Raw genomic sequence first — 17249 nt, forward strand, 5'->3', positions numbered from 1 at the left:
GGGCGTACCCCCATCATTGATTTCAACCGTTCCATTTGATGGATCCGTTACCGTCAACGTACCATCACTAGGAATACCTAAATCATTATTTAAAATATCTATTTCAATCGGGGTATCCACCGGTGTCGAAACCATATCATCAATGGCATCTAAGTCTTCCATTGGCATTGTATCCGGATCAAGGTAATCAGGAACACCATCGTTATCGCTATCATCATTGGTAGGGTCACCGTCATTGTTGGCGTCCTCGTCCGGGGTGTCTATCCCGTCACCATCATCATCAAGGTCACGATAGTTTACGTCCTCTGTACCATCCGTATCAGGTAGGTCGCTTGCCGGGTCGTCTATCTCATCGTTCACATCGAAACCATCGTTCACATCTGAACCTTCGTAACCGTCGTCAAGCCCGTCACCATCCGTATCAACACCGGTGAAGGCCTGATCAGGAATCCCGTCGAAATTGAAATCGTTGCCTTCGTTGTTATCGAAAACCAGATCGTTGTCACTATCCAAATCTATATAATCCTCCGTATCGGTACCATCAGTATTCACAGGGGTTAGCCCATCGGGATAAGCACTATTGACCCCATCATTAGAAGCATACGTTGCGGCATCGTCATCGTTAGGGGCAATATAACCATCGGTGGTCTGTGCCTCTACGTTATCAGGAATACCATCGTCATCGCTATCGATATCAAGACGATTAGGTATGCCATCTCCATCAGTATCATTTTCTTCACATCCGATCCTAAAATCAGCCAGCCCGTAATACTCTCCATTGTCACAGTTCCATCCCGCAGAAAACTCCCTACCGTTTATAGACTCTATCTGTAGCTCGATTTTATCCAAATCTTGTAAAACCTGGACCAAATCGCTTTCACTTCCGCTCCATACATTATCAATCAACTCAAGTTCAATCAATTCCCACTGACCAGAATTGCTAAGACCCTCGACATTAAACGTGCTTTCAACTGAAATACCCGAACCGTGAAGTATTATCTGCATAGAACCGGCAACAGCTTGTTGTGGACCATTTCCGTCAGGTGTCCCATCTATCCAATAAAAGGACAATTTCTTCCCTAAAGGATCAGAAACTTGCAAGTTAAGGTTGTCAGGGCTTTCTACGAACATATCCCCTCCTACAGGATCACTCATTATTATAAAGTTACCATTGAAAAACCTTGGCACAATGTCCATTGAACATCCCTCGTTTGTAAATGCCTCCGAAGAATGGACCATTGAAGGGCCCAGGCTCGTACCATTATTAAGATTATCTCCTATCCACCCTTCGTTATCAGCTTCGAAACTTATTCTGACACCAGTGTCACAGCTATCTTCCAAAACATCCAAAATACCGTCATTGTCATCATCAAGATCTACACTGTCAGGAACTCCGTCACCATCGGTATCCAATTCACTATCAGGTCCAGAACTATCTGGATCAAGGTAATCGGGAACACCATCGTTATCGCTATCATCATTGGTAGGGTCACCGTCATTGTCGGCGTCCTCGTCTGGGGTGTCTATCCCGTCACCATCGTCATCAAGGTCACGGTAGTTTACGTCCTCCGTACCATCCGTATCAGGTAGGTCGCTCGCCGGGTCGTCTATCTCATCGTTCACATCGAAACCATCGTTCACATCTGAACCTTCATAACCGTCGTCAAGCCCGTCACCATCTGTATCAGCACCGGTGAAGGCCTGATCAGGGATCCCGTCGAAATTGAAATCGTTGCCCTCGTTGTTATCAAAAACCAGATCGTTGTCACTATCCAAATCTATATAATCCTCTGTATCGGTACCATCAGTATCCACAGGCGTTAGCCCATCAGGATAAGCACTATTGACCCCATCATTAGAAGCATATGTTGCGGCATCGTCATCGTTAGGGGCAATATAACCATCGGTAGTCTGTGCCTCTACGTTATCAGGAATACCATCGTCATCACTATCGATATCCAAATGGTTAGGAAGTCCATCATTGTCGGTATCCAAAGAATCGGTCAAGGGATCGTTGTCCCCATCTAAATTTGGATCCTCAACACTGTCCAAAATTCCATCGTTATCATCATCAAGGTCTGCACTATCAGGAACTCCATCTCCATCGGTGTCAGGTCCAGAACTATCTGGATCTAAATAATTGGGAATGCCGTCATTATCGCTATCATCATTGGTAGGGTCACCGTCAGTGTTGGCGTCCTCGTTCGGAGTATCTATACCGTCACCATCGTCATCAAGGTCACGGTAGTTTACGTCCTCTGTACCGTCCGTATCAGGTAGGTCGCTCGCTGGGTCGTCTATCTCATCGTTAACATCGAAACCATCATTCACATCTGAACCTTCATAACCGTCGTCAAGACCATCACCATCCGTATCAACACCGGTGAAGGCCTGATCAGGAATCCCGTCGAAATTGAAATCGTTGCCCTCGTTGTTATCCGGTACAGAATCATTGTCGCTATCTAAATCCCTATAATCAGGCTCCGCGTCACCATCTGTATTAATCATATCAATACCTTGATTCCCAGAACCTTCATATGCATCATCAAGACCATCTTTATCACTATCCAAACCAGAAGGAGGAATATAATCATCAGTTAACTGACCTTCTACATTATCCGGAATACCATCATTATCAGAATCTATATCGCGATAATCTGGTTTTGTATCTCCATCAGCACTATACTGAGGTTCTATACCTCCTTGCCCATAGACTTCGTCTAGTCCATCTCGAGTACTATCAATTCCATCAGGAGCAATATAACCAGCTGTAGATTGTGCTTCATAATTGTCTAGAATACCGTCATTGTCAGAATCTATATCATGAAAATCAGGAATACCATCGCCATCAGTATCAATTGGACTTAAACCATTTTCATAAGAATCGTCAATTCCGTTATTATCATTATCACCAACGGGGGGAATATAACCTTCGGAAGTCTGAGCTTCAACCTTATCTTTAATTCCATCATTGTCTGAATCAAAATCCCTATAATCAGGATATGAATCTGAATCTGAATTAATTGGAATTATTCCAAAACCAAAACTGCCTTCGTAAGCATCGTCCAAACCATTTTGATTTGCATCAACACCTGAAGGAGCAACATATTCTAAATAAGGTTGTGATTCTATATTATCTCTAATACCATCAATATCAGAATCAAAATCCAAAAAATCCACAATTGCAGCTTTATCAGAATTTATAGGTATAATTCCAAACCCATAAGACCCTTCATAAGCATCATCAAGACCATTATTGTTATTATCTATCCCTGACGGCGCAACATAGCTTGAAGTACGTTGACCTTCATAGTTATCAAGAATACCATCTCCGTCAGAGTCTATATCCAAATAATTTGGAATACCATCCCCATCCCTATCCGAAGGATTGGTCAAATAGTTACCATCTCCATCTTCGTTCTGGTCTTCAACTGTATCTAAAATACCATCATTATCTTTATCAACATCTTCAACAGACTGCTGAAAAATTTCTAAAGTTGTAGTATTCAATTTGGACCCAAACGCAAAAGACTGAGTTCCGCAAAGAAAAATGATAGATATACTAAATAGAAAAGTAAGCTTTACGGTACGAAAACCGTTAATTTTTAAAAAAGTAATTTTACCCATAAGTGTTAGTGTTTTACTAAGCACCATGGCATTTGGTAGTGTTTTTGCTTGTTCGTTATAAGAAAGTGGGGCTGTCTTATTTAACGATGCTAAGATATATTATTAATGAATGAACTCAAATTCTTTTTCGATTAACCATGTAAATAAAGGGGTAATCGGAATAGAAAGCGCTATATTATATTAAGAATATTTAACATTTCAATAGTATCTACGAGCAATTCTTAATAAAAGACTATCAAATTTAAATTATATGTGGACACAATTTACCCAATAATTCACAATGCTCATAAAATCAGCATTATACACCTTAAAGAATCAACATAAATATTAAGAATCGAATTTGTATTACTTTTGCACAAATTTTAAATATGACCTTTAAGCAAGAAATAGCACGCAGAAGAACTTTCGGCATAATTTCTCACCCCGATGCAGGTAAAACTACATTAACTGAAAAATTATTATTATTTGGAGGAGCGATCCAAGAAGCAGGAGCTGTTAAAAATAATAAGATCAAAAAAACTGCTACCAGTGATTTTATGGAGATTGAAAGGCAAAGAGGAATTTCTGTGGCCACTTCTGTTCTTGCTTTTAATTATAAGGATAAAAAAATTAATATTCTAGACACACCTGGTCATAAAGATTTTGCCGAAGATACTTTCAGAACTTTAACTGCTGTCGATAGTGTTATAGTTGTAATAGATGTTGCTAAAGGTGTTGAAGAGCAAACCGTTAAATTGGTAGAAGTTTGTAGAATGAGAAAAATACCAATGCTGGTATTTATTAACAAGTTAGACAGAGAAGGGCAAGATGCTTTTGACCTTCTTGATGAATTAGAACAAAAATTAGGACTTTCAGTTACTCCTTTGAGCTTTCCTATTGGTATGGGTTACGACTTCAAAGGCATTTACAATATTTATGAAAAAAATATAAACCTCTTTAGTGGCGATAGTAAAAAAAACATTGAAGAAACTATTGCTTTTGACGATGTAACCAATCCAGAATTAGATAAAATTATAGGAAGCAAAGCAGCCGGTGACCTTAGAGATAATTTAGAATTAGTTTGGGGAGTTTACCCTGGTTTTGACAAAGAACTTTACCTTAAAGGCGATCAACAGCCCGTATTCTTTGGATCTGCTCTTAACAATTTTGGTGTACGGGAGTTATTGGATTGTTTTGTACAAATTGCCCCAACACCCCGCTCCAAACATGCCGAAGAACGATTAGTTGAAGCCAATGAAAAAGATATGACAGGGTTTGTCTTTAAAATTCACGCAAATATGGATCCTAAACACAGAGACAGATTAGCTTTTATTAAAATTGTATCTGGCACATTTGAAAGGAACAAACCTTATTTGCATGTAAGAAATGGCAAAAAGTTAAAATTTTCAAGTCCAAACGCATTCTTTGCCGAAAAAAAAGAGATTGTAGACATTTCCTATCCTGGTGATATTGTAGGGTTACACGATACCGGCAACTTTAAAATTGGTGATACACTAACAGAGGGTGAAAGCTTACATTATAAAGGTATTCCAAGCTTCTCTCCTGAGCATTTTAGATATATAAACAATGCAGACCCAATGAAGTCTAAACAGCTCTACAAGGGTATTGACCAATTAATGGACGAAGGTGTTGCTCAATTATTTACTCTAGAATTAAATGGAAGAAAAGTTATTGGTACAGTAGGTGCATTACAATTTGAAGTTATTCAATATAGACTTGAACATGAATATGGGGCTAAATGTAGTTATGAAAACTTTAATGTATATAAGGCTTGCTGGGTAGGAACGGAAAACAGAAAATCCGATGAGTTTAAAGAATTTGAACGTGTGAAACAAAAGTTCTTGGCCAAGGATAAAAAAGGGCAATTGGTATTTCTAGCAGACTCTCAATTTTCTCTACAAATGACCCAACAAAAATACCCTTCGGTAAAACTACATTTTACTTCTGAATTTGAATAAAAAAAAAGCCCACCTAGAAAGGTGGGCTTTTTTTATGCTTCTCCGGTCGGACCAAAATTCATGGGTATCGAAGGTTGCTCATAATCTTTGATAGTTCCATTGGCTTTTTCAAACCTCTGAACGTTATCGTTTAAAGCCTTTAAAAACTTTTTTGCATGTTGCGGGGTTAGTATTATTCTACTTTTAACCTTTGCTTTTGGCGCCCCTGGCATCATACTAATAAAATCAACTACAAATTCTGAAACTGAATGATTTATAATAGCCAAATTGGAATAAATTCCCTCTGCCATCTTCTCATCCAATTCGATATTTATTTGCTTTTGATTCGGATTTTTATTGTCACTCATACTTAAATATTATTGAAAAAATAACCCCCAAATAAAATTTGAGGGTTATTATAATTTTAGAATCTTAATGCCTCTTTTCTGGCCATTATTTCATCATATTCTTCTTTTGATCCAACTATAATGCTATCATAGTCTCTCATACCGGTACCTGCCGGAATCTTATGACCAACAATAACATTCTCCTTAAGACCTTCTAACGTGTCAATTTTACCGCTAACAGCAGCTTCATTTAATACTTTAGTTGTTTCTTGGAACGATGCAGCAGAAATAAACGATTTCGTCTGCAATGAAGCTCTAGTAATACCTTGTAGTATTGGAGTTGCGGTTGCCGAAACAGCATCCCTAGCTTCGACCAAAGTTTTATCTCCACGTCTCAATAGAGAATTTTCATCCCTTAACTCCCTAGGAGTTACGATCTGACCTGGTTTAAGATTCTCAGAATCTCCTGCTTCCATTACCACTTTCTTGCCAAAGATTTCATCATTCTCCCTAATAAAATCATCTTTGTGAATCAATTGATTCTCTAAGAAAATAGTATCACCTGGATCTTGAATTCTTACTTTACGCATCATCTGTCTAACAACGACCTCAAAGTGCTTATCATTGATTTTCACCCCTTGCAGTCTATAAACTTCCTGAACTTCATTTACCAAGTATTGCTGAACAGCAGATGGACCTTTAATAGCCAAGATATCTTCTGGAGTAATAGAACCATCTGACAATGGCATACCCGCCCTAACATAATCGTTTTCTTGTACTAAGATTTGATTAGAAAGTTTTACTAGATATTTCTTCACTTCACCTAATTTAGATTCAATGATGATTTCTCTATTACCTCTCTTGATCTTTCCAAAAGAAACTACACCGTCAATTTCAGACACTACAGCAGGGTTTGATGGATTTCTTGCCTCGAACAACTCAGTAACTCTTGGTAGACCACCAGTAATATCTCCTGCCTTAGCAGATTTACGTGGAATCTTAACCAATGTTTTACCTTCCTTAATTTTATCACCGTCGTCTACCATGATATGTGAACCTACCGGTAAATTGTATGAACGTAGCGTCTCGCCCTTTGCATCTTGAATCAATAATGTTGGTATCAACTTCTTGTTTCTAGACTCAGAAATCACTTTCTCCTGGAAACCAGTCTGCTCATCAATCTCTACTTGATAAGTTACACCTTGCTCAATATTTTCATAAGCTATCTTACCCGGGAATTCTGAAACAATAACACCATTATAAGGATCCCAAGAACAAATAACATCTCCTTTGGTCACCTTTGCCCCGTTTTCAACGAATAATTGTGAACCGTAAGGTATATTGTTTGTACTTAACGTAATTCCTGTTTTGGCATCTACAACTTTTATTTCACTTGTTCTAGATATTACAATTTCAGCAGGATTACCGTCTGAACCTTCTCCAGTTACCGTTCTTAAATCTTCAATCTCGGCAATACCAGAGAAACGAACCTCTAATTTGTTATCCTCAGAAATGTTACCTGCAATACCCCCTACGTGAAATGTTCTAAGCGTAAGTTGCGTACCTGGCTCACCAATTGATTGAGCTGCAACAACACCAACTGCTTCACCCCTTTGTACCATCTTATTAGTAGAAAGATTTCTACCGTAACATTTAGCACAAATTCCTTTTTCGGCTTCACAAGTAAGTGCAGAACGAACCTCGATTTTTTCAATCGGAGACGCTTCAACTCTCTTAACATCGGATTCCATAATTTGCTGTCCCGCCTCAAGAACTAATTCTTCGGTCATTGGGTTGTATACGTCATGTAAAGAAACACGACCTAATATTCTTTCACCTAAGCTTTCAACAATCTCTTCATTCTTCTTAAGCGCCTGAACTTCTACACCTCTAAGTGTTTCACAATCTTCAGTGTTGATAATAACATCTTGTGAAACATCTACCAATCTTCGTGTTAAGTAACCTGCATCAGCCGTTTTTAAAGCGGTATCCGCAAGACCCTTACGCGCACCGTGAGTAGAAATAAAGTACTCAAGGATAGAAAGACCTTCTTTAAAGTTAGAAAGAATTGGGTTTTCAATAATTTCACCACCACCGGCAGTAGATTTTTTAGGCTTAGCCATCAAACCACGCATACCTGTCAACTGACGAATTTGCTCTTTAGAACCCCTTGCACCAGAATCAAGCATCATATATACCGAGTTGAAACCTTGCTGATCCTCACGGATACGTTTCATAGCCAACTCCGTCAATTGAGCGTTAGTAGATGTCCAAACATCAATAACTTGATTATATCTTTCATTGTTAGTAATAAGGCCCATATTATAATTGGCCATAATACCATCAACTTGAACATTGGCTTCGCCAATCATGTCCATTTTTTCTGCAGGAATAATAATATCTCCCAAACTAAAGGATAATCCACCTTTGAAAGCGAATTCATAACCCATAGTCTTAATCTTATCCAAGAATGCAGCTGTTACAGGTACACTTGTTACGGCCAAAATATCCCCAATAATATTTCTTAGAGCTTTCTTATTCAATACTTGGTTTATATAACCTGCTTCCTCAGGTACGTGATTATTAAATAATACACGACCTACGGTTGTAGGTATAATTTTATAAACCAATTCACCTTCTTCATTGAAATCTTTGGCCCTAACTTTAATACCGGCATTAAGGTTTACCTTACCTTCATTAAAGGCAATCTCAACCTCTTCAGCAGAGTAGAATGTTAAACCTTCACCAATAATTGGAACTTCTGGTGTTGATTTACGCTCTTTGGTCATATAGTAAAGACCCAAGACCATATCCTGCGATGGTACCGTAATAGGAGAACCATTAGCTGGGTTTAATATATTTTGAGAAGCAAGCATCAATAATTGCGCTTCTAAAATTGCCTCTGGTCCTAATGGCAAGTGAACTGCCATTTGATCCCCATCAAAATCCGCATTAAATGCAGTACAAGCCAATGGGTGAAGACGAATTGCTTTACCTTCTATTAATTTAGGCTGGAATGCTTGAATACCTAAACGGTGTAAGGTAGGTGCCCTGTTCAATAATACCGGGTGACCTTTCAATACATTTTCTAAAATATCCCAAACAACAGGCTCTTTTTTGTCTATTATTTTCTTAGCGGACTTCACTGTCTTAACAATCCCTCTTTCAATTAGCTTTCTAATTACAAAAGGTTTGTATAATTCAGCAGCCATATCTTTTGGTAGACCACATTCAAATAAGTTCAATTCTGGTCCAACAACAATTACCGAACGTGCAGAATAATCAACACGTTTCCCTAGTAAGTTTTGACGGAAACGACCTTGCTTTCCTTTCAAAGAATCTGAAAGTGATTTCAATGGTCTATTAGATTCTGTCTTTACTGCAGATGCCTTTCTAGTGTTGTCAAACAAAGAATCTACCGCCTCTTGAAGCATACGTTTTTCATTACGTAATATTACTTCTGGCGCTTTTATCTCTACCAATCTTTTCAAACGGTTGTTACGTATAATAACCCTTCTATAAAGATCATTTAAATCTGAAGTTGCAAAACGACCACCATCTAATGGCACTAACGGACGTAATTCTGGCGGTATAACCGGAATTACCTTCATTATCATCCATTCTGGCTCGTTTTCTCTATTTTCTTGAGACTCCCTTAAAGCTTCTACTACTTGCAAACGCTTTAACGCTTCTGTTTTACGTTGCTTAGAAGTTTCCGTATTCGCCTTATGCCTAAGCTCAAAAGAAAGTTCTTTTAGATTAATTCTTCCAAGTAAATCAATCAAACACTCTGCACCCATTTTGGCAATGAACTTATTTGGGTCAGAATCTTCTAAGTATTGATTTTCTTGAGGAATAGTATCAATAATATTTAAATACTCTTCTTCGGTCAAGAAATCCATCTTCTGAATTTCCTCTCCTTCAGGACCTTTAGCTATACCTGGTTGAATTACTACATAACGCTCGTAGTAAATAATCATATCCAATTTCTTGGAAGGTAAACCTAATAAATATCCTATTTTGTTCGGTAAAGAACGGAAATACCATATATGAGCAACCGGTACTACCAAGTTAATATGACCTACACGGTCTCTACGAACTTTTTTCTCCGTAACCTCTACACCACAACGGTCACAAACGATCCCACGGTAACGAATACGCTTATATTTACCACAAGCACACTCATAATCCTTAACAGGACCAAAAATACGCTCACAAAATAAACCGTCACGTTCTGGTTTGTGAGTTCTATAGTTAATTGTTTCAGGCTTTAAAACTTCCCCTCTAGACTCTGCCAAAATAGACTCTGGCGAAGCTAATCCTATTGAAATTTTATCGAACCTTTTTACTGGGTTATTATCTTTTATTCTAGCCATAATAGCGTGCTGATAATGTTTTAATTTGTTTTACTTAATAGTCTTCAATATAAAATATTGAACTATTCCTCAAGTCTAATATCCAAACCTAATCCCTTAAGTTCGTGCATTAAAACGTTGAAAGATTCTGGTAAACCAGGCTCTGGCATTGTCTCTCCTTTTACAATAGATTCATAAGTTTTGGCCCTTCCGATTACATCATCAGACTTAACTGTTAAAATCTCACGTAATGTGGCAGATGCACCATATGCTTCTAACGCCCAAACTTCCATTTCTCCAAAACGTTGACCACCAAATTGAGCTTTACCACCCAACGGTTGTTGCGTAATTAGAGAGTATGGTCCTATTGAACGAGCATGCATTTTATCATCTACCATGTGACCAAGTTTCAACATGTAGATTACACCTACAGTTGCAGGTTGATCAAAACGCTGGCCAGTTCCACCATCATATAAGTAAGTATGCCCAAATCTAGGAATACCTGCCTCATCAGTATAAGTATTGATTTGATCCAAAGTAGCACCATCAAAAATTGGTGTTGCGTACTTTCTACCAAGTTTAAGACCTGCCCAACCTAATACAGTTTCATAAATTTGACCAATGTTCATACGCGAAGGTACACCCAGTGGATTAAGAACTATATCAACAGGAGTTCCATCTTCCAAGAATGGCATATCTTCATGACGTACAATTCTAGATACAATACCTTTGTTACCGTGTCTACCTGCCATCTTATCACCAACTTTAAGCTTACGCTTTTTAGCAATATAGACTTTAGCCAACTTCATAATACCAGCTGGTAGTTCATCACCAACAGATATTGTAAACTTATCTCTTCTTAAGTTACCTTGTAAATCGTTAAGTTTAATTTTATAGTTATGAAGTAAATCAGCTACTAATGAATTAGTATCACTATCGGTTGTCCAACTTCCACCCACTAAGTGAGCAAAATCGTCAACAGAATTTAACATTTTCATGCTATACTTCTTTCCTTTAGGTAATACCTCTTCTCCTAAATCATTAAGAACACCTTGAGAAGTTTTACCATTGACTATGGTAAATAATTTCTCAACAAGAATATCTTTCAATTCTTGGAATTTTACTTCGTATTCCAATTCTAATTTAGAAAGTTCCTCTTTATCCTCTGAACGTTTTCTCTTATCCTTTACAGATCTAGAGAACAACTTCTTATCGATTACCACACCTCTTAATGAAGGTGAAGCTTTCAATGAAGCATCTTTTACATCACCAGCCTTGTCACCAAAAATAGCGCGTAATAATTTTTCTTCTGGAGTTGGATCAGATTCTCCCTTAGGAGTAATTTTACCAATTAGAATATCACCAGGTTTTACCTCGGCACCAATTCTAATCATACCATTTTCGTCAAGATCTTTTGTAGCCTCTTCTGATACATTAGGTATGTCATGTGTTAGCTCTTCAGCACCCAACTTAGTATCCCTTACATCCAAAGAATATTCATCTACATGAATAGAGGTAAAAATATCATCACGTACAACTTTTTCAGAAATTACGATCGCATCTTCAAAGTTGTATCCTTTCCATGGCATAAATGCCACTGTCAAGTTTCTACCTAAAGCTAATTCTCCTTTTTCAGTTGCATAACCTTCACAAAGAACTTGACCTTTTTTAACTCTATCACCAACTTTTACAATTGGTTTCAAGTTAATATTTGTTCCTTGGTTCGTTTTTCTAAACTTAACCAAGAAATATGTTTTACTATCTTCTTCAAAACTGATCAATCTTTCTTCATCAGTTCTATCGTATTTAATAGTTACTTTTTGAGCATCTACATATTCAATTACACCATCACCTTCAGCATTGATCAATACTCTAGAATCTGAAGCTACTTGACGCTCTAAACCTGTCCCCACAATTGGAGATTGAGGTTTTAATAAAGGTACCGCTTGGCGCATCATGTTTGACCCCATCAAAGCCCTGTTCGCATCATCATGTTCCAAGAAAGGAATTAGAGATGCAGATATAGATGCAATTTGATTAGGAGCAACATCTGTATATTGAATTTCTGATGGATCAACAACCGGAAAATCACCTTCTTCTCTTGCAATAACCTTTTCAGCATCAATAGTACCGTCTTCTTTCATTGGAATGTTTGCTTGAGCAATCTTCATTCCTTCTTCCTCCTCAGCACTTAAATATGCGAAATTCTTATAGTCAACTACAGAATCCGTAACTTTTCTATACGGTGTCTCCAAGAAGCCCATCGGATTTACTTTCGCAAATACGGACAATGAAGAAATCAAACCAATATTTGGACCTTCAGGAGTTTCAATAGGACATAAACGACCGTAGTGCGTATAGTGAACATCACGTACTTCAAAACCTGCACGTTCTCTAGATAAACCTCCAGGCCCTAGCGCCGACAATCTTCTTTTGTGCGTAATCTCCGCTAATGGATTCGTTTGATCCATAAACTGAGATAACTGATTTGTACCAAAGAAAGAATTAATAACTGAAGACAATGTCTTAGCGTTAATCAAATCTATAGGTGTAAACACCTCATTATCACGAACGTTCATACGCTCACGGATCGTTCTCGCCATACGTGCTAGACCAACACCGAACTGAGAAGACAATTGCTCACCTACCGTTCTAACACGACGGTTAGATAAGTGATCAATATCATCAATCTCTGCTTTTGAGTTAATTAACTCAATTAAATATTTAATAATAGTTATGATATCTTCTTTGGTCAAGACCTGCTTGTCCATTCCAATATCCAACTGTAATTTTTTGTTCATTCTATAACGACCAACTTCACCTAAGTTGTAACGTTGATCCGAGAAGAATAACTTATCTATAATACCACGCGCTGTTTCCTCATCTGGCGGCTCAGCATTACGTAATTGACGATAAATATGTTCAACTGCCTCTTTTTCAGAGTTCGTTGGATCTTTTTGTAATGTATTATGAATAATAGCATAATCAGACTGTGCATTATTCTCTTTGTGCAAAAGAATAGTTTTAACATCTGCATCTATAATTTCAGCTATATGCTCTTTTTCAAGAATAGTATCCCTATCAAGAACGATTTCATTACGTTCTATCGATACAACCTCACCAGTATCCTCATCAACAAAATCCTCGTGCCAAGTGTTCAATACTCTTGCCGCTAATTTACGGCCAAGTACTTTTTTAAGACCGGCATTAGAAACTTTAACTTCTTCCGATAGGTCGAAAATCTCTAATATATCCTTATCACGCTCAAAGCCGATAGCTCTAAACAAGGTAGTAACCGGTAATTTTTTCTTTCTATCAATATAAGCATACATAACGCCATTTATATCGGTAGCAAATTCTATCCAAGATCCTTTAAAAGGAATTACCCTAGCAGAATATAATTTTGTTCCATTTGCATGGAAAGACTGTCCAAAGAATACACCAGGAGAACGGTGTAACTGAGAAACAACAACCCTTTCAGCACCATTGATAACAAAAGTACCACTAGGAGTCATGTAAGGAATGGTACCTAAGTACACATCTTGTACAATTGTTTCGAAATCCTCATGCTCGGGATCGGTACAATATAATTTTAAACGTGCTTTTAAAGGAACGCTATAAGTAAGACCACGCTCTATACATTCTTGAATAGAATATCTTGGCGGATCTATGAAATAATCCAAAAACTCCAATACGAACTGATTTCTTGTATCAGTAATCGGAAAGTTTTCCATGAAGGTGTTATATAGCCCTTCATTACCTCTTTCATCTGATTTAGTCTCTAGTTGAAAAAAGTCTTGGAAAGATTTAATCTGAATATCTAAGAAATCCGGGTAATCCGGTGTGTTTCTTGCGGAAGCAAAGCTTATTCTTTCAGTATTATTTGTGAACATCTACGGACAGTGTTTTGATCGTGAGTACTAAATGAGTAGTATACCTCTTAATATACCTAATTCTATAAAATGGCTTAGGTCTAAACGCAAAAAGCGCAAAGACCTAAACCAAAAGTAATATGGTTGTTGCTATTATTTAAGCTCAACTTCTGCTCCAGCTTCTTCCAATGATTTTTTGATACCTTCTGCCTCATCTTTAGTAACTGCTTCTTTAACAGCTTTTGGTGCGCTATCAACGATATCTTTCGCATCTTTCAAACCTAAACCAGTTAATTCCTTAACCAATTTAACTACTGCTAATTTAGAAGCACCTGCTGCTTTCAATATTACATCGAATTCAGTTTTCTCGTCTGCTGCTTCACCAGCTTCACCACCACCACCGGCAGCTACTGCTACTGCTGCTGCTGCAGGCTCAATACCGTATTCATCTTTTAATATATCAGCTAACTCGTTTACTTCTTTAACTGTTAAGTTAACCAATTGTTCTGCGAAATCTTTTAAATCTGCCATTTTCTATCGTTTAATAAAATTTTTAAAATATACTTAGTTTATTGTGCGTACTTATCTTTCAGATAATGTTTTAAGGATACCAGCGATTTTTCCACCACCAGATTTAAGTCCAGAAATAACATTTTTGGCAGGAGATTGTAACAATCCAATTATTTCTCCAATCATTTCTTCTTTAGACTTAATGCTAACTAAAGCATCCAAGTTTTCATCACCTATATAAATTGCTTCTTCTACAAAAGCGCCTTTTAACAAAGGCTTATCTGACTTCTTTCTGAAGTTCTTAATTAATTTTGCAGGAGCATTGGCTACCTCAGAAAACATAAGAGAAGTATTTCCCTTAAGTGTTTCAGGTAATTCACCAAACTCTTTTTCAGAAGCTTCCATTGCCTTTGCAAGCAATGTATTCTTAACCACAGCTAGCTTAATATTAGCCTTGAAACAAGCCCTTCTTAAATCAGAAGTTGTACCTGCATCTAAACCTGAGATATCAGCCACATATATTGTGTTGCTATCTGCCAACTGCGTAGTCAAATCTTTTATAACCGTTGCTTTTTCTTCTCTTGTCATACTTTTAATTTTTAACTACCAGTTGTTAAACTGACTTTGGATCTAATTGCAAACTAGGACTCATTGTGCTAGACATGAAAATTGTTTTCATATAAACACCTTTTGCCGCAGTTGGCTTCAACTTATTTAAAGTATCTAACAACTCTTTTGCATTATCCGCTATTTTATCAGCAGAAAAAGATGCCTTACCTATCGCAGCGTGTACGATACCGGTTTTATCAACTTTAAAATCTATTTTACCTGCCTTAACTTCAGATACAGCTTTAGCCACATCCATAGTAACAGTTCCAGTTTTTGGATTAGGCATTAAACCTCTTGGCCCTAATACTCGACCTAAAGGACCCAATTTACCCATAACACTTGGCATTGTGATAATTACATCAACATCTGTCCAACCGCTTTTAATTTTCTCCAAATACTCATCTAAACCAACGAAATCAGCACCAGCTTCCTGAGCCTCTGCTTCTTTATCTGGTGTTACCAAAGCCAAAACCTTTACATCTTTACCGGTACCGTGAGGTAATGTTACAACACCACGAACCATTTGATTTGCTTTTCTTGGATCTACACCCAAACGTACAGCCAAATCTACAGATGCATCAAATTTTGTATTGGTTATCTCTTTAATTAAAGCCGAAGCATCCGAAATAGAGTACAATTTATCTTTCTCTATCTTGGAATGTGCTTCCTTTTGCTTCTTAGTTAACTTTGCCATTTAATTACTTTTAAGATTTTAAAAAGGTTTTTTTCCTGCAACCTTCATACCCATAGAACGTGCAGTACCCGCTATCATACTCATAGCAGATTCTACTGTAAATGCGTTAAGGTCAACCATTTTATCTTCGGCTATTGCCTTGATTTGGTCCCAGGTAACACTACCTAATTTTACTCTGTTAGGTTCGCCAGATCCTTTTTTAATCTTAGCCGCTTCCAATAGCTGAATTGCCGCCGGTGGAGTTTTTACAACGAAGTCAAACGACTTATCCTTGTAAACGGTGATAACAACTGGTAATACTTTACCTGGTTTATCCTGTGTACGAGCATTAAACTGTTTACAGAATTCCATAATGTTAACACCAGCAGCTCCTAAGGCAGGTCCAACCGGTGGCGATGGATTCGCTGCACCTCCCTTAACTTGTAGTTTAACTACTTTACCTATTTCTTTTGCCATTGTTTAAAATTAAATTGAAAGTGTGTTTACGGAAGCAACACTACTTTAATTATATGTATGTAACACTTACTTTAAATACTTATATTTTTTCTACTTGCATGTAACTAAGCTCAAGCGGTGTTTTTCTGCCGAAAATTTTAACCATAACCTCTAGCTTTCGTTTTTCTTCATTTATTTTCTCCACAGTACCATTGAAACCATTAAATGGACCATCAATTACTTTTACCGTCTCGCCAAAAACAAATGGGATTGCAACACTATCTGTATTCACTGTCAACTCGTCTACCTTTCCAAGCATTCTATTGACCTCATTTTTCCTTAAAGGGACCGGATCACCGCCTTTAGTCTCACCCAAAAAGCCAATTACATTAGTAATAGATCTTATAATATGAACCATTTCACCACCTAAATTGGCTTTGATCATAATATACCCAGGAAAATAAACTCTTTCTTTATTTATTTTCTTACCATTTCTAATTTGAACGACCTTTTCAGTAGGGACAAGAACATCTTCCAAATAGTCGGAAAAACCATGACGTTCTACTTCGCTTTCAATGTATCCCTTGATTTTATTCTCCTGACCACTTACAGCTCTAACAACGTACCACTTTTTATCCAATACCTCTGACATAGTCCTATTAGTTTAATACGAAGTTGAAATAAGATTTAATCACTTTACTAAAGACCGTATCTACCCCCCAAGTCGCCAAAGCAAAAAGGATTGAAAACACAGCTACAACAACCATCAAATTAGATGATTCTGCACGTGATGGAAGAGTAACATTATTCCTCAACTCTTCAACGGATTCTTTTATATATGTGAACATTTAAATTCTTTTTAC

The 17249-nt window shown here is 37.4% G+C and carries 10 protein-coding genes and 1 pseudogene; 1 reads left to right on the forward strand and 10 read right to left on the reverse strand.

Going from position 1 to position 17249, the window contains the following annotated elements; translation table 11 throughout:
• Positions 1–3627, reverse strand: a pseudogene (locus PXC01_RS17490) (hypothetical protein); the annotation flags it as partial.
• Positions 3628–3995: 368 nt separating this feature from the next.
• On the opposite strand from PXC01_RS17490, the gene PXC01_RS17495 reads away from it, so the two are divergent.
• Complete coding sequence (locus PXC01_RS17495) at positions 3996–5585, forward strand: peptide chain release factor 3 (protein ID WP_276473577.1); 1590 nt, start codon at positions 3996–3998, stop codon at positions 5583–5585.
• A gap of 32 nt (positions 5586–5617) precedes the next feature.
• On the opposite strand, the gene PXC01_RS17500 is transcribed toward PXC01_RS17495, so the two are convergent.
• The 9 genes from PXC01_RS17500 to secE all read right to left on the reverse strand — a co-directional run bounded on the left by PXC01_RS17500 (position 5618) and on the right by secE (position 17234).
• The gene (locus tag PXC01_RS17500) at positions 5618–5932 is read right to left on the reverse strand and encodes a DUF3467 domain-containing protein (protein WP_073247363.1); all 315 of its coding nucleotides are present in this window, start codon (positions 5930–5932) and stop codon (positions 5618–5620) included.
• Positions 5933–5988: 56 nt separating this feature from the next.
• A complete protein-coding gene (rpoC, locus tag PXC01_RS17505; protein ID WP_276473578.1) occupies positions 5989–10287 on the reverse strand; it encodes a DNA-directed RNA polymerase subunit beta' in 4299 nt (1432 codons plus the stop codon).
• 62 nt (positions 10288–10349) lie between these two features.
• Positions 10350–14159: a DNA-directed RNA polymerase subunit beta gene (rpoB, locus tag PXC01_RS17510; protein ID WP_276473579.1), complete on the reverse strand. Its 3810-nt coding sequence runs from the start codon at positions 14157–14159 to the stop codon at positions 10350–10352.
• A gap of 132 nt (positions 14160–14291) precedes the next feature.
• Positions 14292–14669 carry a 50S ribosomal protein L7/L12 gene (gene rplL / locus PXC01_RS17515; RefSeq protein ID WP_276473580.1) on the reverse strand — a complete coding sequence of 126 codons (378 nt, stop codon included), beginning with the start codon at positions 14667–14669 and terminating at the stop codon, positions 14292–14294.
• A gap of 51 nt (positions 14670–14720) precedes the next feature.
• Positions 14721–15236 carry a 50S ribosomal protein L10 gene (rplJ, locus tag PXC01_RS17520; protein ID WP_276473581.1) on the reverse strand — a complete coding sequence of 172 codons (516 nt, stop codon included), beginning with the start codon at positions 15234–15236 and terminating at the stop codon, positions 14721–14723.
• 25 nt (positions 15237–15261) lie between these two features.
• On the reverse strand, positions 15262–15951 hold the full coding sequence (rplA, locus tag PXC01_RS17525) for a 50S ribosomal protein L1 (protein WP_276473582.1): 690 nt from the start codon (positions 15949–15951) through the stop codon (positions 15262–15264).
• A gap of 18 nt (positions 15952–15969) precedes the next feature.
• Entirely contained in the window at positions 15970–16407 is a 438-nt protein-coding gene (gene rplK, locus PXC01_RS17530; RefSeq protein WP_133688828.1) for a 50S ribosomal protein L11, read from the reverse strand.
• Positions 16408–16486: 79 nt separating this feature from the next.
• Positions 16487–17038 carry a transcription termination/antitermination protein NusG gene (nusG, locus tag PXC01_RS17535; protein WP_276473583.1) on the reverse strand — a complete coding sequence of 184 codons (552 nt, stop codon included), beginning with the start codon at positions 17036–17038 and terminating at the stop codon, positions 16487–16489.
• 7 nt (positions 17039–17045) lie between these two features.
• The gene (gene secE / locus PXC01_RS17540) at positions 17046–17234 is read right to left on the reverse strand and encodes a preprotein translocase subunit SecE (protein ID WP_276473584.1); all 189 of its coding nucleotides are present in this window, start codon (positions 17232–17234) and stop codon (positions 17046–17048) included.
• Between the last annotated feature and the right edge of the window lie 15 nt (positions 17235–17249).

The organism is Maribacter huludaoensis (assembly GCF_029350945.1).
In the GTDB taxonomy this organism is placed as follows: Bacteria; Bacteroidota; Bacteroidia; order Flavobacteriales; family Flavobacteriaceae; genus Maribacter; species Maribacter huludaoensis.

Bases quoted from the DNA above. Each gene is read 5' to 3' on its own strand.
- nusG (WP_276473583.1), bottom strand. From the start codon at position 17,038: ATGTCAGAGGTATTGGATAAAAAGTGGTACGTTGTTAGAGCTGTAAGT.
- PXC01_RS17495 (WP_276473577.1), top strand. From the start codon at position 3,996: ATGACCTTTAAGCAAGAAATAGCACGCAGAAGAACTTTCGGCATAATT.
- rplJ (WP_276473581.1), bottom strand. From the start codon at position 15,236: ATGACAAGAGAAGAAAAAGCAACGGTTATAAAAGATTTGACTACGCAG.
- rpoB (WP_276473579.1), bottom strand. From the start codon at position 14,159: ATGTTCACAAATAATACTGAAAGAATAAGCTTTGCTTCCGCAAGAAAC.
- rplK (WP_133688828.1), bottom strand. From the start codon at position 16,407: ATGGCAAAAGAAATAGGTAAAGTAGTTAAACTACAAGTTAAGGGAGGT.
- PXC01_RS17500 (WP_073247363.1), bottom strand. From the start codon at position 5,932: ATGAGTGACAATAAAAATCCGAATCAAAAGCAAATAAATATCGAATTG.
- rpoC (WP_276473578.1), bottom strand. From the start codon at position 10,287: ATGGCTAGAATAAAAGATAATAACCCAGTAAAAAGGTTCGATAAAATT.
- rplA (WP_276473582.1), bottom strand. From the start codon at position 15,951: ATGGCAAAGTTAACTAAGAAGCAAAAGGAAGCACATTCCAAGATAGAG.
- secE (WP_276473584.1), bottom strand. From the start codon at position 17,234: ATGTTCACATATATAAAAGAATCCGTTGAAGAGTTGAGGAATAATGTT.
- rplL (WP_276473580.1), bottom strand. From the start codon at position 14,669: ATGGCAGATTTAAAAGATTTCGCAGAACAATTGGTTAACTTAACAGTT.